The sequence below is a fragment of the Pseudonocardia sp. T1-2H genome (genome assembly GCF_038039215.1).
Classification (GTDB): Bacteria; Actinomycetota; Actinomycetes; order Mycobacteriales; family Pseudonocardiaceae; genus Pseudonocardia.
The window spans coordinates 3,072,672-3,095,090 of record NZ_JBBPCL010000001.1 but is presented as its reverse complement, the minus strand read 5'-3'; the positions used below and the strand labels follow the sequence as shown (position 1 = coordinate 3,095,090).

Annotated in this window: 14 protein-coding genes and 2 pseudogenes; 7 read left to right on the top strand and 9 right to left on the bottom strand. The window is 73.1% G+C overall.

Translation table 11 applies throughout. The features are described from left to right. The first annotated feature begins 90 nt into the window (after positions 1-90). On the top strand, positions 91-510 hold the full coding sequence (locus tag WBK50_RS15365) for a DUF4235 domain-containing protein (RefSeq protein WP_341336276.1): 420 nt from the start codon (positions 91-93) through the stop codon (positions 508-510). An 87-nt stretch (positions 511-597) separates the two neighbouring features. Here WBK50_RS15365 and WBK50_RS15360 read toward each other — a convergent pair whose 3' ends face one another. From WBK50_RS15360 to fgd, 3 genes are all read right to left on the bottom strand, one after another. Further along, positions 598-1,386, bottom strand: a complete 789-nt coding sequence (locus tag WBK50_RS15360) for an enoyl-CoA hydratase/isomerase family protein (RefSeq protein WP_341336275.1) — start codon at positions 1,384-1,386, stop codon at positions 598-600. Then, complete coding sequence (locus WBK50_RS15355; RefSeq protein WP_341336274.1) at positions 1,383-2,210, bottom strand: SDR family oxidoreductase; 828 nt, start codon at positions 2,208-2,210, stop codon at positions 1,383-1,385. The genes WBK50_RS15360 and WBK50_RS15355 overlap by 4 nt, the downstream gene beginning before the upstream one ends. 122 nt (positions 2,211-2,332) lie before the next feature. Further along, positions 2,333-3,340 (bottom strand): glucose-6-phosphate dehydrogenase (coenzyme-F420), encoded by a 1,008-nt coding sequence (gene fgd / locus WBK50_RS15350; protein WP_341336273.1) that lies wholly within the window; start codon positions 3,338-3,340, stop codon positions 2,333-2,335. A 175-nt stretch (positions 3,341-3,515) separates the two neighbouring features. On the opposite strand from fgd, the gene WBK50_RS15345 reads away from it, so the two are divergent. Together WBK50_RS15345 and WBK50_RS15340 are read left to right on the top strand one after the other, a co-directional pair. After that, on the top strand, positions 3,516-5,294 hold the full coding sequence (locus WBK50_RS15345; RefSeq protein ID WP_341336272.1) for an ABC transporter ATP-binding protein: 1,779 nt from the start codon (positions 3,516-3,518) through the stop codon (positions 5,292-5,294). Beyond that, complete coding sequence (locus WBK50_RS15340; RefSeq protein ID WP_341336271.1) at positions 5,291-7,114, top strand: ABC transporter ATP-binding protein; 1,824 nt, start codon at positions 5,291-5,293, stop codon at positions 7,112-7,114. Before WBK50_RS15345 ends, WBK50_RS15340 begins: the two co-directional genes overlap by 4 nt. Positions 7,115-7,156: 42 nt before the next feature. Here the strand turns inward: WBK50_RS15340 and WBK50_RS35140 are convergent. Beyond that, positions 7,157-8,346, bottom strand: a pseudogene (locus WBK50_RS35140) (acyl-CoA dehydrogenase family protein). A 129-nt stretch (positions 8,347-8,475) separates the two neighbouring features. Between WBK50_RS35140 and recQ the strand changes: the two are divergent. Together recQ and WBK50_RS15320 are read left to right on the top strand one after the other, a co-directional pair. After that, complete coding sequence (gene recQ, locus WBK50_RS15325; RefSeq protein WP_341336268.1) at positions 8,476-10,314, top strand: DNA helicase RecQ; 1,839 nt, start codon at positions 8,476-8,478, stop codon at positions 10,312-10,314. Positions 10,315-10,322: 8 nt separating this feature from the next. Further along, positions 10,323-11,051, top strand: a complete 729-nt coding sequence (locus tag WBK50_RS15320; protein WP_341336267.1) for a gamma-glutamyl-gamma-aminobutyrate hydrolase family protein — start codon at positions 10,323-10,325, stop codon at positions 11,049-11,051. Positions 11,052-11,128: 77 nt separating this feature from the next. Here WBK50_RS15320 and WBK50_RS15315 read toward each other — a convergent pair whose 3' ends face one another. Beyond that, positions 11,129-13,525, bottom strand: coding sequence for a HelD family protein (locus WBK50_RS15315; protein WP_445942258.1), 2,397 nt, complete (start codon positions 13,523-13,525; stop codon positions 11,129-11,131). Between the two features lie 98 nt (positions 13,526-13,623). Between WBK50_RS15315 and WBK50_RS15310 the strand changes: the two genes are divergently transcribed. After that, complete coding sequence (locus WBK50_RS15310; protein WP_445942257.1) at positions 13,624-14,442, top strand: RNA polymerase sigma factor SigF; 819 nt, start codon at positions 13,624-13,626, stop codon at positions 14,440-14,442. 9 nt (positions 14,443-14,451) lie between these two features. Here WBK50_RS15310 and WBK50_RS15305 read toward each other — a convergent pair whose 3' ends face one another. The 4 genes and pseudogenes from WBK50_RS15305 to WBK50_RS15290 form a co-directional block, all read right to left on the bottom strand. Further along, a complete protein-coding gene (locus WBK50_RS15305) occupies positions 14,452-15,555 on the bottom strand; it encodes a DNA topoisomerase IB (RefSeq protein WP_341336266.1) in 1,104 nt (367 codons plus the stop codon). Between the two features lie 43 nt (positions 15,556-15,598). Then, positions 15,599-17,956 (bottom strand): glycoside hydrolase family 65 protein, encoded by a 2,358-nt coding sequence (locus tag WBK50_RS15300; protein ID WP_341336265.1) that lies wholly within the window; start codon positions 17,954-17,956, stop codon positions 15,599-15,601. 150 nt (positions 17,957-18,106) lie between these two features. Beyond that, a complete protein-coding gene (locus WBK50_RS15295; RefSeq protein WP_341339394.1) occupies positions 18,107-18,586 on the bottom strand; it encodes a histidine kinase in 480 nt (159 codons plus the stop codon). Between the two features lie 159 nt (positions 18,587-18,745). Beyond that, positions 18,746-19,582: pseudogene (locus WBK50_RS15290) on the bottom strand (ATP-dependent DNA ligase); the annotation flags it as partial. A 224-nt stretch (positions 19,583-19,806) separates the two neighbouring features. On the opposite strand from WBK50_RS15290, the gene WBK50_RS15285 reads away from it, so the two are divergent. Next, positions 19,807-22,371, top strand: coding sequence for a DEAD/DEAH box helicase (locus tag WBK50_RS15285; RefSeq protein ID WP_445942256.1), 2,565 nt, complete (start codon positions 19,807-19,809; stop codon positions 22,369-22,371). Positions 22,372-22,419 lie beyond the last annotated feature (48 nt).

Genomic DNA, 22,419 nt, shown 5'->3' with positions numbered 1-22,419 from the left:
GATGTGCTGCCCCGGGAATTCCCGCCGCCGACCACGTCGAACCCCGTCGACGGGGCGTGTGACCCGGCCGACCAGCGGGTAAGCGCGGGCATGACGATTGCGGACAAGGCCGGCGACATCGCGAACGCGCTCAACCGGAAGGCCGCGGAGCTGAAGGACCGGGCCGGCTCGAAGGTGGAGCCGGAGCACCGCCAGGAGACGATGGAGGCGACCGGCGAGGACCTCCCGGGCGCGCTCAGGCTCGCCTACAAGCCGGTCGGCGTGGTGTCCGGCCTGGTGGGCGGCCTGATCGCGGGGCAGGTCTTCGACCTGATCTGGAAGCGCCTGTCCAACGAGGACGAGACCCCGGAGCCGCTGTCCCCGAAGTACAGCACCCGCGAGGTACTCCTCGCGGCGACGCTGCAGGGCGCGATCTTCGGGCTCATCCGGACCGCGGTGAACCGGTACGGCATGAAGGTCTATCGGAAGGCGGTCTTCACGCCGATCCCCGCGTCGTCGGCGAAGCGCTGAGCGGGTGCTGAACGACTCCGCCCGTCGCGAGCGGGGCCGGGTGGTGGCCTCGCAGCAGGGCCGAGTCGTTCAGCGCCCTCCTGAGTCCTACTGGTGGAACCGCGGGATGCGCTTACCCACGAACGCGGCGAGCCCCTCGGCGCCCTCCGCGCCGGCGGCGCTGGCCGAGATCGCGGCGGCCTCGGCGTCCAGCTGGGTCCGCAGGTCCGCGGCCCAGCTGTCCGCGAGGAGCCGCTTGATCCGGCCGAGGGCGGCGGTCGGGCCCTGGGCGAGGCGGTGCGCGGTCCGCTCGGCCTCCGCCGCCAGCTCCGCGTCCTCGACCACCGACGCGGCGATGCCGGTGTCCAGCAGCGCGCCGGCCTCGAGCACCTGGTCCGTCAGCAGGATCTGCCGCGCCCGCCCGTACCCGACGATGCGGGGCAGCGTCCAGCTCATCGCGCCGTCCGGGGAGAACCCGATGCCCGGGTACGCCGGACGGAGCTTGGTCGAACGGCCCGCGACGACGATGTCGGTGGCCAGCACGACACTCATCCCGGCGCCCGCGGCCCAGCCCTGGACGCCGGCGACGCTGGGCACCGCGCAGCGCACGTAGGCCTCGAGGAACTCGTGGAAGGTGTCCGCGAGCTGCTTCACGTACGCGCCGCGGTCCTCCGCACCCTCGAAGGCCCGCACGTCCCCGCCGGTGCAGAAGCTGCCGCCGTCGTGGGCCAGCAGGATCGCGCCGACGCCCTGCTCCGCGGCCTGCTCGGCCGTCGCCAGCCCGCGCAGCGTCTCGGCGACGGCGGTCATCGCCTCGCCGTCGAGGGTGCCGGCCTTGCCGGCGGCGATCCGGCAGCGCAGCACGCGGCCGTCCAGTGCGGTGGTCGGGGCGGTCATCGGTCCCTCTCCACGAAGAAGTCCATCTCGGGTTCGTCCCCGCCGCCGTAGCGGGACAGGTCGGTCACGCCCTCCTCGGCCAGCACGTCGACGTCCAGGAAGGTCCGTCCGGTGACCTCGGGCCCACGCTTGAGCACCGCCACCGCGGCGTCCGCCATGATCTCCGGCGTCCGCGAGCGGGAGGCGGCCTCGTCGCCGCCGAGCAGGTTGATCACCGCGGCGGTGGCGATCGTCGTCTCCGGCCAGAGGCAGTTCGCGGCGATCCCGTCCGCCCGGAACTCCTCCGCGAAGCCGAGCGTGAGCAGCGACATCCCGTACTTGGAGAGCATGTAGGCCGGGAACCTCCCCAGCCACTTCGGGTCCAGGCTCAGCGGTGGCGAGAGCGTGAGGATGCGCGCCGCGTCGGACTTCCGCAGGTGCGGCAAGGCGGTCTGGGTGAGCAGGAAGGTGCCGCGGGAGTTGATCTGCTGCATCAGGTCGTAGCGCTTGATCGGCAGCTCGGCGGTGCCGGAGGTGTTCAGGGCGCTGGCGTTGTTGACCACGATGTCGATGCCGCCGAACGTCTGCGCCGCGGTGGTGGCGGCGCGCTCGACGTCCGCGGGCTCCCGCACGTCCCCGACGATCGCGACGGCCTTCCCGCCGGCCTCCTCGATCTCCGCGACGGCCGTGTGCACGGTGCCGGGGAGCCGCGGGTCGGGCTGGTCCGTCTTGGCGAGCAGCGCGACGTTGGCGCCCTCCCGGCCCGCGGCGACCGCGATGGCCAGCCCGATACCCCGGCTGCCGCCGGACATGAGGATCGTCCGTCCTCGAAGTGACGCCGTCATCGCACCGCTCCTCACCCCCGGGACACCGGCGCCCCGTTCCTCGGTGACCGGACGTTAACAGTCAGATCTGACCGCTCGGAACGAGGCACCGGCGTGACCGTCGTCTCCCCCGGAGACCCGGCTCAGCTGTCGAGTGCGCGGAGCCTCGGCATGACGTCGGAGGTGAACTGGGCGAGGAAGCGTTCCTGGTCGTGGCCCGGGCCGTGGAAGACCAGGTGGTTGAGCCCGGCGTCGAGGTAGGGCTTGATCTGCGCGACCGCCTCGTCGGGGTCCGACGCCACGATCCAGCGCTTCGCGACCTGCTCGATCGGCAGCTCGTCGGCCAGGCGCTCCATCTCCTCCGCCGAGTCCACGGTGTGCTTCTGCTCCGCGGTCAGCGACAGCGGCGCCCAGAACCGCGTGTTCTCCAGCGCGGCCTCCGGGTCCCGATCGTAGGAGAACTTGACCTCGATCATCTTGTCGATCTCGGCCGGGTCCCGCTCCGCCTTCGCCGCGCCCTCCGCGACCGCCGGCAGCAGCTTCTCGGTGTAGAGCTCCATGCCCTTGCCCGAGGTGCAGATGAAGCCTTCCGCCGACCGCCCCGCGTACCGGGCCACGACCGGACCACCGGCGGCGATGTAGACCGGGACCGGGGTGTCCGGACGGTCGTAGATGCTCGCGTTGACCAGCTTGTAGTACTCGCCGTCGAAGTCGACGTTGGTCTCGGTCCACAGCGTGCGCATCAGCGTCACGGCCTCGCGGAGCCGGGCGAAGCGCTCCTTGAAGTCCGGCCACTCCATCCCCGACACGGCGATCTCGTTGAGCGCCTCCCCGGTCCCGGCGCCCAGGATGATCCGGTTGTCGTAGAGCAGCGCCATCGTGGCGAACGTCTGCGCCATCACCGCCGGGTTGTACCGGAACGTCGGCGTCGTCACGCTCGTCCCGATCTGCACCCGGCTGGTGCGCTCCCCCACCGCGGCCATCCAGGTCAACGCCGACGGGGCGTGCCCGCCGTTGTGCCGCCACGGCAGGAAGTGGTCCGACACCCACACGCTGTCCAGGCCCACCTCCTCCGCCCGCACCGCGTACTCCACCAGGTCCCGGGGCCCGAACTGCTCCGCCGAGGCCTTGTAGCCGATCTTCAGGGTCACCTGAGGGTCCTCTCCCGGTCGAGCGCCGCGGTCGGGCGCACGTCTGCTGCCCACAGTGCTACACCCCCGGCGCCGCTGCCGCGAGGACACGTTGATCACTCGTCGCCCCGGGCCCGCTCCGCCTGCGGCAAACCAGGTGCGATCGGTCGATCCCGTTCGTACTCTGGAAGCAACCATGACGTCCTCCCTTCCGGCGGCGGCGCGGTCGACCTCCCTGGCCGAACTGCGTCGCCTGGCCTCCCCTGTCCGCCCGCACCGCCGGGCCCTGCTCGGGTCCGGGGTGGCCGCGCTCGCGAGCAGCCTGGCCGCCCTCGCCATCCCGCTGGTCACCCGCCGGATCGTCGACGGCCCGATCGCCCGCGGTGAGCTCGGCTCGCTGCCCTGGCTCGTGCTCGGGGTGCTCGCGTTCGGCCTCCTCGAGGCGCTGCTGCTGTTGTGGCGGCGCCGGCTGGTCGTCCGCCCGACCACCCTGATCGAGGCGACGATGCGCGCCGACCTCTACGCCCACCTGCAGGACCTGCCGGTGGCGTTCCACGACCGCTGGCCGTCCGGGCAGCTGCTGTCCCGCGCGGTCCAGGACCTGTCGACGCTGCGCCGCTTCCTCGCGTTCTCCGGGATCTTCCTGGTGGTCAACGCGGTGACGGCGGTGGTCGGTGTCGGGGTGCTGACGGTCCTGTCCCCGCTGCTGGGCACCGCGATCGCGGTCATCGCGATCCCGCTCGTACTGCTCACGAGGTACTTCGAGCGTCACTACTCCCTGGCCGCGCGCTCGGCGCAGGACCAGGCCGGGGACCTCGCGACGGTCGTCGAGGAGTCCGCCCTCGGGATCCGGGTGCTGAAGTCGCTCGGCCGCGGCCGGGAGATGGCGAAGCGGTTCACGGCGGACGCCCGCGGGCTCCGCGGCACCGAGCTGCGGAAGGTCCGGCTGCAGGCCGCGCTGTGGTGCGTGCTGATCCTGCTGCCCGAGGCGGCGATCGCGCTGATCCTCGGCCTCGGCGCGCTCGGCGTGGCGCAGGGCTCGCTGACGCTCGGCACGCTCGTCGCGGCCGTCACCGTGATGATGTACCTGTACTGGCCGATCGCCTCGCTCGGCTGGCTGCTCACCGAGGCGGGCGACGCGGCCGCCGCGACCCGGCGGTACTACGAGGTCATGGACGTCGAGCCGGCGATCACCGATCCCGCCGAGCCGGTGCCGCCGGCCCACCCGGTGCGGGGTGAGATCGAGTTCCGGGACGTGCGGTACCGCCACGAGGGCGCCGAGCGGGACGTCCTGCGCGGGCTCTCCCTGGTTGTCCGTCCGGGCGAGACGATGGCTCTGGTCGGGGCGACGGGGTCGGGCAAGACGGTGCTGACGTCGCTGGTCGGGCGGCTCGAGGACGTGACGGGCGGCGCGGTGCTGCTCGACGGCGTCGACGTCCGGCGGCTGCGGCTCGCGGACCTTCGCTCCCTCGTCGCCACGGCGTTCGAGGACCCGGTGCTGATCTCGGCGAGCGTCCGGGAGAACGTGGCGCTCGGTACACCGGGCGCGTCGCCGGAGGACGTGTGGGAGGCGCTGCGCGTCGCGGGCGCGGACGGGTTCGTCGCGGCCCTGCCCTGGGGCCTGGACACCCGGATCGGTGAGCAGGGTCTCTCGCTCTCCGGCGGGCAGCGGCAGCGGCTCGCGCTCGCCCGCGCGGTGATCGGGCGGCCGCCCGTCCTGGTGCTCGACGACCCGCTGTCCGCCCTGGACGTCCACACCGAGGCCCAGGTGGAGGCGGCGCTGCGCCGGCTGCTGGGCGGGGTGACCGCGCTGGTCGTGGCGCACCGGCCGTCGACGGTGCAGCTGGCGGACCGGGTGGCGCTGCTCTCCGGCGGCCGGATCGCCGCGGTGGGGACGCACCGCGAGCTCCTGGCGGGGAACGCGGAGTACCGGGACCTGCTGAGCAACCCCGAGGAGGAGGTGGCCCGGCGATGAGCGTCGATCTCTCCTGGCGCGGCGTGGGCGACGAGCCCGACGAGGTCACGTACGCCGCGGGCCTCACGCTGGCCCGCGGTGCTCGTACCCTGTTCTGGTCGCTGCTGCGCCCGCACCGGGCGCCCGCCGCGCTCGCGATGGCGCTGTTGGTCGTCGAGAACGCGGTGATGCTCACCGGGCCGCTGCTCGTCGCGCTCGCCATCGACACCGGGGTGCCGGCCGCGCTCGACGGCCGCCCCGGCCCGCTGGCCTGGGCGATCGCCGGGTACGCCGGATGCGGGGTCGCCGGGGCGGGGCTGCGCGCGGTGTTCCTGCGGCTGTCCGGCCGGGTGGGCCAGGACCTGCTGCTGGACCTGCGGAACCGGGTCTTCCGGCATGCGCAGCGGCTCTCGCTGGACTTCCACGAGTCCTACACGTCCGGCCGGCTGATCTCCCGGTTGACCAGCGACGTCGACTCGATCGACGACCTCCTCGCCCAGGGCCTGGACAAGCTGCTCGGCGCGCTGCTCTCGCTCGTCGGGATCACCGTGCTGCTGCTGGTGATCGACCCGGTGCTCGCGTGCGTCGTGCTGGCCGGGTTCGTCCCGATGGTGCTGCTCACGCGCTGGTTCCAGCGCAGCTCGCGGGCCGGCTACCGGCGCACCCGCACCTGGGTGGCGCGGGTGATCGTGCACTTCGTCGAGTCCATGAACGGCATCCGCGCGGTCCAGGCGTACCGCCGCGAGGCCCGCAACTCGTCGATCATGGACGGGCTGAACGCGCAGTACCGGGACGCGAACGCGCAGGCGCTGCTCACGGTCGCGTGGTTCGTGGCGGCGGTTCGGGCGGTCGGCAACGTGACGCTCGCGCTCGTCCTCCTGATCGGGGCGTTCCGGGTGTCCGGCGGGGCGCTGGAGCTGGGCGCGCTCACGGCGTTCCTGCTGTACCTGCGCCGCTTCTACGATCCCCTCGACGACCTGGCGCAGTTCCTCAACGCCTACCAGTCCGCGGCCGCGGCGCTGGAGAAGCTGGCGTCGCTGCTGGAGACGCCGGTCGGGGTGCCGGAGCCCGAGGACCCGACGGCCCTGCCGTCGCCGGTCCGCGGCGAGCTCGTCTTCGACGGGGTCGGCTTCGCCTACGCCCGAGCGGCGGACCGGACGGTGCTGCCGGAGTTCACCCTGCGGGTCCCGCCCGGGCAGACGGTCGCGCTGGTCGGGGCGACGGGCGCCGGCAAGTCCACGCTGGCCAAGCTCGCGGCCCGGTTCTACGACCCGACGCTCGGCACGATCCGGCTCGACGGCGTGGACCTGCGGGACCTCGCGGACACGGACCTCCGCAGGGCGCTGGTGATGATCACGCAGGAGTCGTTCCTGTTCTCCGGCTCGGTAGCGGACAACGTCGCGATGGGCCGGCCGGCCGCGACCCGGGCGGAGATCGAGGCCGCGGTCGACGCCGTCGGGGCGGGGCCGTTCGTCGAGCAGCTGCCCGAGGGGCTGGACACGGACGTCCGCAAGCGCGGCGGGCGGCTCTCCGCGGGCCAGCGCCAGCTGGTGTCGCTGGCCCGGATCGTGCTGGCGGACCCGGCCGTCGTCCTGCTGGACGAGGCGACGTCGAGCCTGGACATCCCGTCGGAGCGGGCCGTGCAGGACGCGCTGGAGACGGTCCTCGCGGGCCGCACCGCGCTGATCATCGCCCACCGCCTCTCGACCGTGCGGATCGCGGACCGGGTGCTGGTCATGGCGGAGGGCCGGGTGGTCCAGGACGGCTCCCCCGCCGAGCTGCTGGCGAGCGCGGGCGAGTACGCGGACCTGCACGAGGCCTGGCGGGCGAGTTTGCGCTGACGCGCCTGTGCGCGGTTTCGGCGCACAGGTGGCACAGCCGCATCAGACGAACGCCGACAGCCCCGTGATCGACCGCCCGACGACCAGGGTGTTGATCTGCCTGGTGCCCTCGAAGGAATACAGCGCCTCGGCGTCGGCGAAGTACTTGGCGACGCCGTAGTCCAGCACCACCCCGTTGCCGCCGACGACCTCCCGGGCCAGGGACACCGTCTCGCGCATCCTGGTGGTGGTGAACTCCTTGGCCAGCGCGGCGTGCTCGTCCTTCGCGGTGCCGGCGTCCTGCATCTCGGCCAGGCGCACGGCCATGCCCAGCGAGGCCGTCACGTTGCCCAGCATGCGCACGAGCAGGTCCTGGACCAGCTGGAACCCGGCGATCGGGCGGCCGAACTGCTCGCGTTCCCTGGCGTAGTCCAGCGCGATCTCGTACGCCGCCATCATCGTGCCGGTGGCGCCCCAGGCCACGCCGCCGCGGGTGCGCCGCAGGACCTTGTTCGTGTCCTTGAACGAGTTCGCCTCCTGCAGCCGGTCGGACTCCGGGACGCGGCAGTCCGTCAGTACGATGTCCGCGTTCTGCACCGTCCGCAGGGCGATCTTGTTCTCTATCTTCGTCGTGGTCATGCCGGGGTTGTCCTGCTCCACGACGAACCCCGGACCGGCCCCTTCTCCGGCTCGTCGGTGACGTCGCGGGCCCAGACGACGACGAGGTCGGCGAACGTCCCGTTGCCGATCCAGCGCTTCTCCCCGTTCAGGACCCATTCGTCGCCCTCGCGGCGGGCGGTGGTCTCCAGGCCCTGCGCGACGTCGGACCCGCCGTGCGGCTCGGTCAGTCCGAACGCGCCGATCTTCTCCATCCGGCCCATCGCCGGGAGCCACCGCTCACGCTGCTCGGCGGAGCCGCAGAGGTCGATGCTGCCCATCGCGAGGCCGTTGTGGATGCCGAAGAAGCTGTTCAGCGACGGGTCCGCGTGCGCCAGCTCCATCGACAGGAACCCGATCAGCGTCCGGCGCGCGGCCGGCCCCTCGAGGCCCTCGTAGGGCAGCGCGGCGATGTCCAGGGCGGCGAAGCGCGGAACGATCTCGTGCGGGAACTCGGCCTTCGTCCAGGCGTCGAGCGCGATCGGGGCGATCTCGGTGCGGCAGAACTCGCGGACGCGGGCGAGCACCTTCTGCTCGTCGTCGGTGAGCGCGTCGGCGTAGTGGAAGAAGTCCCCGGGTAACGAGTCGATGGCCATCGGCCGACGATCGCACCGGCCGGGGCGCCCGGCAACGCGGGAGGCCGCGCCGCTCGTGCGCGGAAGATGTCGCGGGAACAACGTTGTTCGCGCACGGGCGACGGAGCCGCATCTCGTACGATCGGGCCCGTGAGCACCCCCGGAGCCCCCACCGCTGCTCGGACGCCCCTGGAAGTGCTCAGCCGGGTCTTCGGCTACGACGCGTTCCGCGGGCCGCAGCAGGAGGTCGTCGAGCACGTGTGCGCGGGCGGCGATGCACTCGTCCTCATGCCCACCGGCGGCGGCAAGTCCCTCTGCTACCAGGTCCCCGCGCTGGTCAGGCCGGGGACCGGGGTCGTGGTCTCGCCGCTGATCGCGCTCATGCAGGACCAGGTGGACGCGCTGCGCAACCTGGGCGTGCGGGCCGGCTTCCTGAACTCCACCCAGAACCCGGACGAGCGCCGGGACACCGAACGCGCCTTCCTCGGCGGCGAGCTGGACCTGCTCTACCTCGCCCCGGAACGACTGCGCGTCCCGTCCACGCTGAGCCTGCTGGACCGCGGCACGATCGCGCTGTTCGCCATCGACGAGGCGCACTGCGTCGCGCAGTGGGGGCACGACTTCCGGCCGGACTACCTGATGCTCTCGGACCTGCACCGGCGCTGGCCGGACGTCCCGCGGATCGCCCTCACCGCGACGGCCACCGAGCACACCCGCACCGAGATCGCGCAACGGCTGGACCTGACGAACGCCAAGCACGTCGTCGCCAGCTTCGACCGGCCGAACATCCAGTACCGGATCGCGCCGAAGAACGAGCCCCGCAAGCAGCTCCTGGAGCTCATCCGCACCGAGCACCCCGGGGACGCGGGCATCGTCTACTGCCTGTCCCGCAAGTCCGTCGAGCAGACCGCCGAGTTCCTCGCCGCGCAGGGCATCCCGGCGCTGCCCTACCACGCGGGGCTGGACGCCGGCGTCCGCGCGCGCAACCAGTCCCGGTTCCTCCGCGAGGAGGGCGTGGTCATGTGCGCCACCATCGCGTTCGGGATGGGGATCGACAAGCCGGACGTCCGGTTCGTCGCCCACCTGGACCTGCCGAAGTCGGTCGAGGGGTACTACCAGGAGACCGGCCGCGCGGGCCGGGACGGGCTGCCGTCCACGGCGTGGCTGGCCTACGGGCTCGCGGACGTCGTGCAGCAGCGCAAGATGATCGACGAGTCCGAGGGGGACCTGGCGCACCGCCGGCGGCTGGCCCAGCACCTGGACGCGATGCTGGCGCTCTGCGAGACCGTCGAGTGCCGGCGGACGCAGCTGCTGAACTACTTCGGCCAGCGGTCCGAGGCCTGCGGGAACTGCGACACGTGCCTCACACCCGCGGAGTCCTGGGACGGCACCGTCCCCGCGCAGAAGGTCCTCTCCACGGTCTGGCGGCTCAAGCACGAGCGCAACCAGAGCTTCGGCGCCGGGCAGATCGTGGACATCCTGGTGGGCAAGCGGACCCCGAAGGTCGAGCAGTCCGGGCACGACTCGCTCTCCACCTTCGGCATCGGCACGGAGCTGGGGGAGGTCGAGTGGCGCGGGGTCGTCCGCCAGCTCCTCGCCCGGGGCCTGCTCGCCGTCGGCGGGGCCTACCAGACCCTGGAGATGACGCCGGAGAGCTCGGCGGTGCTCAAGGGCGACCGGCAGGTCATGCTCCGCAAGGACCCGGAACGGACCCGCACCAGGCGGTCCTCCCGGTCGAGCGCGCCGGTCGCGGACCTCGCGCCCGAGGCCCAGCCGGTGTTCGAGCGGCTGCGGGCCTGGCGCGGCGCCACCGCCAAGGAGCAGGGCGTGCCCGCCTACGTGGTCTTCCACGACGCCACGCTCCGGGCCGTCGCGGCGCTGGCGCCGACGTCCCTGGACCAGCTGGGCACGGTCAGCGGGGTCGGGGAGAACAAGTTGACCAAGTACGGCGACGGGGTACTCGCCGCGGTGGCGGGAGACGCGGGGTGAGCGAGCGGATGCAGCGACGGAGTGCGGGCGGCGGGCCGGTCGTCGGGATCACCGGCTACGGCGAGATCGCCCGGTACGTCCCGTTCGAGCACGACACCGTGCTGCTCCCCCGCACCTACATCGACGTGGTGACGGCGGCCGGGGGCGTCCCGGTCGTCCTGCCGCCGATCCCGCTGTCCGCGGGCGTCGTGGACCGGTTGGACGCGTTGGTCATCTCCGGCGGCCCGGACGTCGACCCCGGCCGCTACGGTGCCGAGACCGGCCCGCAGACCGTCCCGGCGCGCGAGGAGCGGGACGAGGCGGAGCTGGCCGTCCTGAGCCGGGCCCTGGAGCGGGACGTCCCGGTGCTCGCCGTGTGCCGCGGCCACCAGCTGCTCAACGTCGCCCTCGGCGGGACGCTGCACCAGCACGTCCCGGACGTCGTCGGGCACGTGCGGCACGGCCCCGAACCCACGGTGTACGGCGAGATCGAGGTCCGCACCGAGCGGGACACCCTGGTCCGCACGCTGGTCGGCGAGGAGGCCCGGGTCCGCTGCCACCACCACCAGGCCGTCGACCGGCTCGGGGAGGGGCTGCGGGTCTCCGCCCGGGCCGACGACGGCATCGTCGAGGCGATCGAGCTCGGCGGGCAGCGGTTCGTCGTCGGCGTGCAGTGGCACCCCGAGCAGGACGCCACGGACCTGCGGCTCGTCTCGGGCCTGTTGCAGGCCGCGACGGAGGCGGGCGCCGCGGCCTGAGCCGGCACGGGCTCTGCGGACCGGCACAGGTCCGGACCTGTGCGTGACGGCCGGCAGCTGCGCTCGACCGGCGTGGGCTAGCCGCGGCGCAGCCGCTTGAGCGCCTCGGGCAGCTCGTCGTGGTGCACGACGGTGAGCCGCTGGGTGGCGCGGGTGATCGCGACGTAGAGGTCGTTGAGCCCGCGCGGCGACTCGGCCAGCACCTCGGCCGGTTCCACGAGCACCACGGAGTCGAACTCCAGGCCCTTCGCGGCCGTCACCGGCAGCACGACGACCGGGGCCTCCAGGTCCTCGGGGTCCGCGAAGTCGTCGACCTCGCCCTCGGCGGCCTCGGCCGCGCGGGCCCCGGGCTCGCCGAGCAGCGCGATCCGCAGCTCCTGCACCCGGGAGTTCGGGACCAGCACCGCGACCCGGCCCTCGCCCACGGCCGCGCGCTCCTCGGCCACCAGCTCGCCCAGGACGCCGTCCGACCCCACGAGCGTCCCGGCGGCGACGGCCACGGCCCGCGGCGGGACACCGGTGCTGCGCACGGAGCTCGGCGGGTCCAGGCTCGCGTCGATCATCGCCAGGATGTCGTCGGCGACGTCCGCGATCTCGGCGGGCGTCCGGTAGTTCACGGTCAGCTGCTCGAGCCGCCAGCGGTTCGCGACGAACGGCGAGAGCACCTGGCCCCAGCTGCCCGCGCCGGCGAGGTCCCCGGTCTGCGCGACATCCCCGACCACGGTCATCGACCGGCTCGGCACCCGGCGCATGATCAGCCGCCAGGCCATCGCGGAAAGCTCCTGCGCCTCGTCGACGATCACGTGGCCGTAGGTCCACTCGCGGTCCGAGGCCGCCCGGTCCGCCGTCGACTCGTAGGACCGGACCTGCATGCGCTCGGCGAGCCGGTCCGCATCCACGATGTCCGTGGCGCGCAGCAGCTCCGGGTCCAGCTCCTCCTCGAGGTCCAGCACGTCGAGCACGCCCTGGGCGTACTCGACCTCCTCGCGCAGCGCCGCCTGGGCCGCGGCTCTGGCGGCCGCGCCGTCGTCCCCGAGCAGCTCGGCGGCCTCGTCGAGCAGCGGGACGTCCGCGGGCGTCCAGCGCAGGTCGTACGGGACGTCGTCGCCGGGGGCGGGCCGCTCCAGCAGCGCGCGCTCCTCGGCGGGGATGCGCCGGGCGATCGAGTTGAGCTTGCGCCGGTCCGCGAACAGGTCGGTGAGCAGGCGCTCCGGGGAGAGCGTGGGCCACAGCGCGTCGAGCTCCCGGTTGAGCTCGGCGCTCTCGGCGAGCTCCTCGCGGATGTCGTCGACGTCCGCCGGGCCGACCAGGCCACGGCCCCCGAGGTTCGCCGCCACCTGGTTCGCCAGCAGCCGGATGGCCTCGGTGTGGAAGAGCCGCTTGGCCTCGTTGTGCGGCTTGCGGGAGCGCCGGGCGCGCGAGCGGGCCTGGTTGGCGACGTCCCGGTCCAGCCGCACCTGCTGCTGCTCGACGACGAGCCGGATCGGCTGCCGCGGGATCTGCTGCCGGTCCCGCACCGCCGCGGCGATGACGGCCGCCATGTCCGCGCGGCCCTTGACCTCCGCGGTCCGGGCGCTCTCGGTGCGGCGGGCGTGCAGGCCGGGGAAGAGCTGGGCGACGGTGCCGAGCACGACGCTCGTCTCGCCGAGGGAGGGCAGGACCTGGCCGATGTAGCGCAGGAACGTGGCGTTCGGCCCGACCACGAGGACGCCGCGGCGGGCCAGCCGGTCCCGGTGCGTGTAGAGCAGGTACGCCGCGCGGTGCAGGGCGACGGCCGTCTTGCCGGTACCCGGGCCGCCCTGCACGACCAGCACGCCGGAGGGCTTGGAGCGGATGATCCGGTCCTGCTCGCCCTGGATGGTGGCGACGATGTCCGTCATCCGGCCGGTGCGGGCCTCCGTGACCGCGGCCATCAGCGCGGCCTCGCTGGTGAGGCCGGAGCTGGTCGTGGACGCGGCCTCGGCCAGGTCCAGCACCTCGTCGTCGACCGCGGTGACACTGCGGCCCCGGGTGCGCAGGTGCCGTCGGCGGCGGATGCCCTCGGGCGACGCGGCCGTGGCGGTGTAGAAGGGCTGCGCCGCGGGAGCGCGCCAGTCCATCAGCAGCGGCTCGTACTCGTTGTCCTCGTCGAGCAGGCCGAGCCGGCCGATGTAGCGGATCTCCTCCGCCTCGGTGTCCAGGCGGCCGAACGCCAGGCCGTGCTCGGCGGCACGCAGGGCGGCCAGCCGGTCCGTGTACATCGCCGCGGCGGCGTCCCGCTCGGTCAGCGCCTGGGGCGTGCCGACGGTCTCGCCGTGCAGGACGTCCGCGAGCCGGCGCGCGGTGTCCCGCCGTCGCTCGTCGAGGCGCTCGTAGAGCATCGCGACGTAGCCGCGCTCGTGCTCGAGCGCGGACTGCTCGGGCGCATCGGCCTGCTCCGGTTCAGACACCAGCGGATCTTCCTCACCTGACGCACGAGACGCGCGGGGGGACATGTGCTCCACCCCGTGACGGGACTGACCAACCTACCAGCGCCCGCGTTTCCTCCTCCGCCCCGACGGGTAGCTCCTCCCGTGGCCAGCCGCCTCCGCACATGCATCGCGGGCCCGTCGTGACCGCTTCGTCCGGAGAGGGCGCCGCGCCCGATCGGCAGTACGGCGACTCGGAGTACGCCCACCTCATGCCGCTCTTCCACGAGTTCGTCGGGCTGCCCGAGGACCATCCGGACCGGCTCGCGATCCGGAGCAAGCTCGTCACGGGCTACCTGCCGATCGTCCAGCACATCGCCCGCCGGTTCGCCGGCCGCGGCGAGCCCGTCGACGACCTCGAGCAGGCCGGGACCGTCGGGCTGATCAACGCGGTGGACCGGTTCGACCCCGAGCGCGGCATCGACTTCCTCTCCTACGCGGTGCCGACGATCACCGGCGAGGTGCGCCGGCACTTCCGGGATCGCACCTGGGCCATGCGGGTCCCGCGGCGGCTCAAGGAGCTGCAGAGCGCGATCAACGGCGCCGTCGGGCCGCTGTCGCAGGAGCTGAACCGGGCACCCCGGCCGTCGGAGATCGCGAACCGGCTCGGCATCCCGACCGAGGAGGTCCTGGAGGGCCTCGACGCCCAGCAGGCCTACCGCAGCACCTCGCTCGACGAGCTGGTCGCGGGCGCGGACTCGACGCTGCAGGACACCCTCGGCGTGGCGGACGCCGAGCTGGACAAGGTCGAGTACCGGCAGGCCCTCGCCCCGCTGCTGGACGAGCTCGACGAACGCGAGCGGGTGATCCTGGTGCTGCGGTTCTTCGGCAACAAGACCCAAACCCAGATCGCGGACCAGGTCGGGATCTCCCAGATGCACGTCTCCCGGCTGCTCACCCGGACGCTCGCGCGGCTCCGGGACCGGATGGGCGGGGACCGGTGACGGCCAGGGTCAGGACTTGATCAACCGGACCACCGCGCGCTCGACCGCGGCCCGGCTGCGGTCGTCCGCCATGTCCGTGCCACCGCCGAGGCGCCGCAGCGCGACGAGCACCGTCCGGCCCTCCTCGAACTTCTCGATCACCCGCGGATCGACGTAGGACGCCCGCGCCACGGTCGGGGTGTTGCCCAGGTGGTCCGAGACCGTGTTCACGGCGGCCCGGACGACCTTGGTCCGCGCCCGCTTCGACCCCGGGACCCGGCCCTGCTCCGCGACCGCCTCGGCGAGCGTCACGGCGGCGAGCACGGTCGCGTTCCAGGTGCGGAGGTCCTTGCAGGTGAACGCGTCCCCGACCAGCTCCTTCACCGCGGCGTTCAGGTCCGCGGAGGTGACGTCGTGCCAGTCCGGCCCGGTGCGGAAGGCCAGCAGGTCCTCCCCGCCGCCGCGACGCCGCAGCAGCGAGTTGACCAGCCGGTGCAGCGCCGGGTCCCGGAGCTCGAGCGAGCGGGGGATGCCGCCCTTGGCCGGGTAGTCGAACCGCACCGCGCCCCGGTGGAGCCGGACGTGCTCGCGGCGCAGGGTGGCGAGCCCGAACGTGCCGGCCTCGTCCTCGGAGTCGCAGTCGGTGTTGGGGTCGTCGCTGCAGTCCGGCGCGTACTGCTCGCCACCGGCCCGGAACACCCCGATGTCCAGCATCCGCACCGCGCCGGCCAGCACCCGCTCGCGGCCCAGGCCCTTCTCCCCCAGCCGGACCGCGACCTCCTCACGGACCCGCGCGAGCCGCCGCCCCAGGCGCAGGACCCGGTCGTACTTCTCGGCGTCCCGGGCCCGTCGCCACTCGTCGTGGTAGCGGTACTGGCGGCGGCCGGCGTCGTCCGTGCCGACCGCCTGGATGTGGCCGTCCGGATCCGGGCAGATCCACACGTCCTTCCAGGCGGGCGGAATGACCAGGGACTTGATCCGGGCGAGCTCGGCGTGGTCGTCGAGCCGGGAGCCGTCGGGCCGGGTGTAGCCGAACCCGCGCCCGTACCGCCTGCGCCCGTAGCCGGGTGCGGCGGGATCCACCCGGACCAGCCCCGCGGGGTCGTGCCCGGGGGTGTTGAGGGACGCGCTCATGGCGCCCAGATACCCCGCCGGGGCCGGACCAACCCGCCGCGGGTCAGCCGTGGTGGCGCTGGCGCGGGGCCCGGCCGTAGGGCTGCTCCACCGGCTCGACGAACGGCGGTGCCGGCAGCTTGCGGACCTGCGGCTCCTCGGCGAGGGCGATCGGCTCGTCGTAGTGGCGCAGCCGCATCGGCGGGCCGCTGACCAGCCGGTACTCCGCGTCCTCCTGCGTGATCGTCACGCGGATGTGCCGGCCCTGGTAACGGAGCCCGAACGACACCCGGGAGAGCGCGGCCGGGAGCACCGGGGCGAACGCCAGCCCGGTGGCGTCGCAGGTCATGCCGCCCAGCCCGGTCGTGATCGCCGCCCACGAGCCCGCCATCGACGCGATGTGCATGCCGTGGTCGGTGTTCCCGGCCAGGTTGTTCAGGTCGACGAGCGCGGCCTCGGCCAGGTAGTCGTAGGCCAGGTCCAGGTGCCCGACCCGGGCCGCGACCATGGACTGGGTGCACGCCGAGAGCGACGAGTCCCGCACCGTGATCGCCTCGTAGTAGGCGAAGTTGCGGCGCATCTGGTCCGGGGTGAACGCGTCCGGCCGCAGCTGCATGGCCAGCACCAGGTCCGCCTGCTTGATGACCTGCTTGCGGTAGAGGTCGAAGTAGGGGTAGTGCAGCAGCAGCGGGTAGGTGTCCGCCGGGGTGTTCTCGAAGTCCCAGACCTTGTGCTTCGTGAAGCCCTCGGACTGCGGGTGGACCTTCAGCTCGTCGTCGAACGGGATCCGCATGGCCGAGGCCGCGTCCCGCCAGCTCGCCATCTCCTCCGAGTTGACGCCCAGCTTCGCCGCGGAGCGGGGGTGCTTGGCGGCCACCTCGGCGGCGTAGCGCAGGTTCTGCTGCGCCATCAGGTTCGTGTAGACGTTGTTGTCCACGATGGCCGAGTACTCGTCCGGGCCGGTCACGCCGTCGATGCGGAACTCGCCCGCCGAGTCGTGGTGGCCCAGCGAGCGCCACAGCCGCGCGGTGGCGACCAACAGCTCGAGGCCGACCTCCAGCTCGAACTGGGTGTCCCCCGTCGCCGCGACGTGCCGCCGGACGGCGTCCGCGATGTCCGCGTTGAGGTGGAACGCGGCGGTGCCGGCCGGCCAGTAGCCGGAGCACTCCTGGCCGCGGATCGTGCGCCACGGGAACGCCGCGCCCTCGAGCCCGAGCTGCTGGGCCCGCTCGAACGCGGACGGCAGGATGGACTGCCGCCAGCGCAGCGCGTCGGCCGCGGCGTCCGGGGCGAGGAACGAGAGCACCTGCAGGCAGAAGGTCTCGGTGTCCCAGAACGTGTGGCCGTCGTAGCCGTCCGCGGTGAGGCCCTTGGCGCTGATGCAGCGGCGCTCGGCACGGGCACCGGCCTGCAGCACGTGGAACGTCGCGAGCCGGATCGCCTGCTGCAGCTCCGCGTCGCCGTCGATCTCGACGTCCGCGGTCTCCCAGAAGTCGTCCAGGTAGCCCTCCTGCTCGCGCAGCAGGCCCTCCCAGCCGGTGTAGCGGGCGGCGGCGAGCGCCGCCCGGACCTGGTCGTGGATCGCGGGGAGGCTGCGCTGCGAGGACCAGCCGTAGGCGAGGTACTTGACGACCTCGAGCGTCTCGCCCGGCTTGACCCGGCCGATGATCGTGGTGCGGCCGGTGTCCTCGGTCGCCTCCGAGGTGATCTTGATGCCCTCGGGCCCGTACACCTCGTGGTCCATGGCCGCGCCGACGCGCAGCTGGGACTTCCGGGTCTGGTGCACCAGCGTCGCGCCGGCCTCGTCGCTGCGGTGCAGCTCCGGCTCCAGCGCGTTGGTCAGCGCGGCCTCGAGCCGGGGGTCGTCGTTGCCGCGGGTGGGCAGCTGCTCGTTCGCGACGAGCTCGGACTGCACGACGAGCAGCGCCTCCTCGTCCAGCACCTCGACCTCGTAGCTGATCGCGGCGATGGCGCGCTGGGTCAGCGAGACGAGCCGCTTGCTGCGCACCCGGACCACGCGCCCGGCCGGGGACTCCCACTCGACCTCGCGGGTCAGGGTGCCCGCGCGCAGGTCCAGGACGCGCTCGTGGCGGCGCAGCTTGCCGTAGCGCAGGTCGAACGGCTCGTCGTCGACCAGCAGCCGGATGAGCTTGCCGTTGGTGACGTTGATGATCGTCTGGCCGGACTCCGGGTACCCGTAGCCGCCCTCGGCGTACGGCAGCGGCCGGACCTCGAAGAACGAGTTCAGGTAGGTGCCGGGCAGGTGGTGGGGGTCGCCCTCGTCCAGGTTCCCGCGCAGCCCGATGTGCCCGTTGGAGAGGGCGAAGACCGTCTCGGTCTGGCCGAGCGCGGCGAGGTCGAGCGTGGGCTCCCGCACGACCCACGGTTCGACCGTGAACGTGCGGCCTGCATCCGGCTTCACTGGGGCTCCCGGATTTCGCGGACGGAGACGACGAGCATGCGCGAACGGTAGCGTCCCGCTGATCCCGTCGAGGACACCGCCGCCCACTCGTCACACCCTTGGCGCGATGGAGGCAACGCGCCGTTCACACGGACGGGGTGGAACCCTCGCTCAGGGTGCGGCCATCGGGGCCGGCGCCGCCTCGGCCTCGGGCAGCGGGAGCCGGAGGACGACCGGGTCCGGATACCCCTCGTCCGTCACCGTGACCACGCACCGGTTCCCGGCGGCGGCGGCGCGGACGGCCAGCCGGCCGCCCTCCGGACGCGGCTCGATCCGCTGCTGCACGGTGGCCTTGACGGCGTCGAGCAGCTGCAGCGGCACGATCCGGACCTCGTCGAGCCCCGGCTCCACGCCCACGCTGAACGCCAGCCGGCGGCCGAAGCGGGCGCCCTCGATGCTGAGGTAGGCGCGGACGGCGTCCAGCTCGTCCGCCAGCGGGATGTCCCCGGTGTCCGCACGGTCCGCCGCCCGGCTCAGCTCGGCGAACCCGAGCAGCAGCTCGCGGGCGCGCGCGGGGTCCGTGCGGGTGATCGCGGCGATCGTGTTCAGCGAGTTGTAGACGAAGTGCTGTTCCAGCCGCCGGTTCAGCACCGACGACACCGGGGCCGACGACACCGGGGCCGACGGCGGCGCGGGTCCGGGACCGGGTTCCGGTTCGGGCTCGGGGGGCGCCGGCGGTATCGCGGCCACGTCGTCCGCGACGTCCCACAGGCCCGGGTCCACCTCGTCCGGCTCGCACAGGCCGCGCCACGCCGGCAGCCGAAGCTGGCCGGTGCGGGTGAGCGCCTGGTACTCGACCTCGGCGACGAGCCGGGGCGCCACCCAGCGGGCGTCCTCGGCGACCCGGTCCGGCAGCCCCTCGCCGAACGGCGTGTCGTCCTGCTGCAGCTCCAGCATCAGCTCGCGGACCGCCCGGCGCTCGCGGCCGGAGCCGATCCCGACCCGTCCGACGTAGCGCAGCCCGTCGGCGACGGGCAGGCCGAGGAGCACCGCGCCGACCTTGTCCGGCTTGTGCGGGTCCGCGGGTGTCCACCCGCCCACCACGACCTGGCGGCTGCGCCGCAACGGCACCCGCAGCCACTGCCGGGTGCGGCGGCCGGGCGCATACGGGGCGTCGAGCCGCTTGAGGTGCAGCCCGTCCAGGCCGTACTGCTCGGCCGTCTGCATCACGAACTCGGCCTCGTCGGTGGGGAAGGAGGGCGGCACCATGATCGGCGCGACGCCCAGCTCCAGGCTCTCCAGCCGCTCTCTGCGGGCGGCGTAGGGCGTCCGGACCAGGGAGCGGCCGTCGTGCCAGAGCAGGTCCGTGACGACGTAGCCCACCGGCACCCGGCGCATCAGGCCCTCGGACGGGCGGACCGTGGCGGTGCGGCGCATCAGCGGCCGGCGACTGGGCCGGCCGCCCTCGTCCAGGGCGACCACCAGCCCGTCGAGGATCATGCCCGCCGACGACCCGGCGATCCGCTCCCCCAGGACCCGCAGCTCCGGGAAGGAGGCGGTGACGCTGCGCCCGCCGGACGACAGCAGCCGGACCCGGCCGGGCCGCACGTAGGCCAGGCAGCGGAAGCCCTCCCACGCGAACTCGACGGCCCAGCCCTCGCCGTCGCCCGGGTCCGGGAAGCTCGCCGGCCGCGGGCAGCATCGGGGGGACGACCTCCGGCATCCCGATGCCCGCCGTGCGCCCCCTCATCCGACACACGGTAGTTCGCCGATGGGCGCCGTCGTCACTCGATCGGCCGTACGGCGCGGCGAACGCGCCCAGCCGCCGGTGCGGTGCGTTGTACGGCGCCTCGCAACCCGTCCGGGGAATCGTGGACAATCGGTGGGACCATGACCTCTGCGACCGCCCCGCTGCTCAGCGACCGCCTCCCCCCGCCGCCGACCCCGACACCCTGGTCGAGACGTTCGCGGACTGGGCCTTCTCCGAACGCGGCCTGTCGCTCTACCCGGCGCAGGAGGAGGCCCTTCTGGAGATCGCGACCGGGGGGAACGTCATCCTCTCGACGCCCACCGGCTCGGGGAAGTCCCTGGTCGCGATCGCGGCGCACGCGGCGGCGCTCAGCCGCGGGGTCCGCACCTTCTACACCGCCCCGATCAAGGCGCTGGTCAGCGAGAAGTTCTTCGCGCTGATCGACGTGTTCGGCGCGGACAAGGTCGGCATGCTGACCGGGGACGCGGCGGTGAACGAGGGCGCGCCGATCATCTGCTGCACCGCGGAGATCCTCGCGAACCTCGCGCTGCGCCAGGGCCGGGGCGCGGACGTCGGCTCGGTCGTCATGGACGAGTTCCACTTCTACGCGGACCCGGACCGCGGCTGGGCCTGGCAGGTCCCGCTGATCGAGCTGCCGCAGGCGCAGTTCCTGCTGATGAGCGCCACGCTCGGGGACACGACCTTCTTCCGGGACGATCTGACCCGGCGCACCGGGCGTCCGACGGCGGAGATCACCTCGGTGGAACGGCCGGTGCCGCTGCTCTACCAGTACGTGCTGACCCCGCTGCACGAGACGATCACCGAGCTGCTGGCGACGCAGCAGGCCCCGGTCTACGTCGTGCACTTCACCCAGCAGTCCGCCGTGGAACGGGCGCAGACGCTGATGAGCGTGAACGTCACGTCGAAGGAGGAGAAGGCGGCGATCGCCGAGCTGATCGGCAACTTCCGCTTCACCGCCGGCTTCGGGAAGACGCTGTCCCGGCTGGTCCGGCACGGGATCGGCGTGCACCACGCCGGGATGCTGCCCCGCTACCGGCGCCTCGTCGAGACCCTAGCCCAGGCCGGCCTGCTGAAGGTCATCTGCGGGACGGACACCCTCGGCGTCGGCATCAACGTGCCGATCCGCACCGTGCTGTTCACCGCGCTCGCCAAGTACGACGGCGTGCGCACGCGCTCGTTGAAGGCCCGGGAGTTCCACCAGATCGCCGGCCGGGCCGGGCGCGCGGGGTACGACACGGTCGGCACCGTGGTCGCCGAGGCGCCGGACCACGAGGTGGAGAACGCCCGGCTGCTCGCGAAGGCGGGCGACGACCCCAAGAAGCGCCGGCGCGTGGTGCGCAAGCAGCCGCCGGAGGGTTTCGTCGGCTGGTCCGCCACGTCGTTCGAGAAGCTGCAGAGCGCCCAGCCCGAGCCGCTGACCAGCCATTTCCAGGTCACCCACGCGATGCTGCTGAACGTCATCTCCCGCCCGGGGGACGCGTTCACCGCGATGCGCCACCTGCTCGAGGACAACCACGAGCCTCGGCCGCGCCAGCGCAAGCACATCCTGCGGGCCATCGCGATCTACCGGGCGCTGCTCGCCGCCGGGATCGTCGAGAAGCTCGACGAGCCCGACGCCGAGGGCCGGACCGTGCGCGTCGTCGGCGACCTGCAGCTGGACTTCGCGCTCAACCAGCCGCTCTCCCCGTTCGCCCTGGCCGCGATCGAGCTGCTGGACATGGAGTCCCCCGGCTACGCCCTGGACGTGCTCTCGATCATCGAGGCGACGCTGGACGACCCGCGCCAGATCCTGCACGCGCAGCAGAACAAGGCGCGCGGGGAGGCCGTCGCGGCGATGAAGGCGGACGGCATCGAGTACGAGGAACGCATGGCGCTGCTCGAGGACGTCAGCCACCCCAAGCCGCTCGACGAGCTGCTCACCGCCGCGCTGGAGACCTACCGGCGGGGCGCGCCGTGGGTGGAGGACGCCCGGCTCTCGCCGAAGTCCGTGGTCCGGGACATGAGTGAGAAGGCGATGACCTTCCACGAGTACGTCTCGTACTACCAGCTGGCCCGCTCCGAGGGACTGGTCCTGCGCTACCTCGCGGACGCCTACCGGGCGCTGCGGCAGACCGTGCCGGAGCACGCCCGCACCGAGGAGCTCACCGACATCATCGAGTGGCTGGGCGAGCTCGTCCGCCAGGTGGACTCCAGCCTGCTCGACGAGTGGGAGAAGCTCGCCGCCGGCGGTGGGATGGACACCGACGAGATCGCGCCGCCGACGCTGGACCAGGGGCCGGCCGGGGTCACCGGCAACATCCGGGCGTTCCGGGTGCTCGTGCGCAACGCGATGTTCCGCCGCGTCGAGCTCGCGTCGCTGAACCGCTGGGACTCACTCGGCGAGCTGGACAAGGACTCCGGCTGGAACGCCGACGCCTGGCGCGAGGCGTTCGAGCCCTTCTTCGAGCTGCACGGCTGGGGCGGCATCCAGATCGGGCCGGACGCGCGCGGCCCCGGGCTCATCACGATCTCCGAGGAGAAGGAGCGCTGGCTCGTCCGGCAGGTCATCGACGACCCCGCGGGCGACCACGACTGGGCCATCACCGCGGAGGTCGACCTGGCCGCCTCGGACGAGGCCGGCGAGGCAGTGGTCTGGGTCACGAACGTCTCGGACACCATCGGGTGATCCAGGCCCGGTAACGTGGCGCGCCGATCACCGTTCGTGCACGGTCGA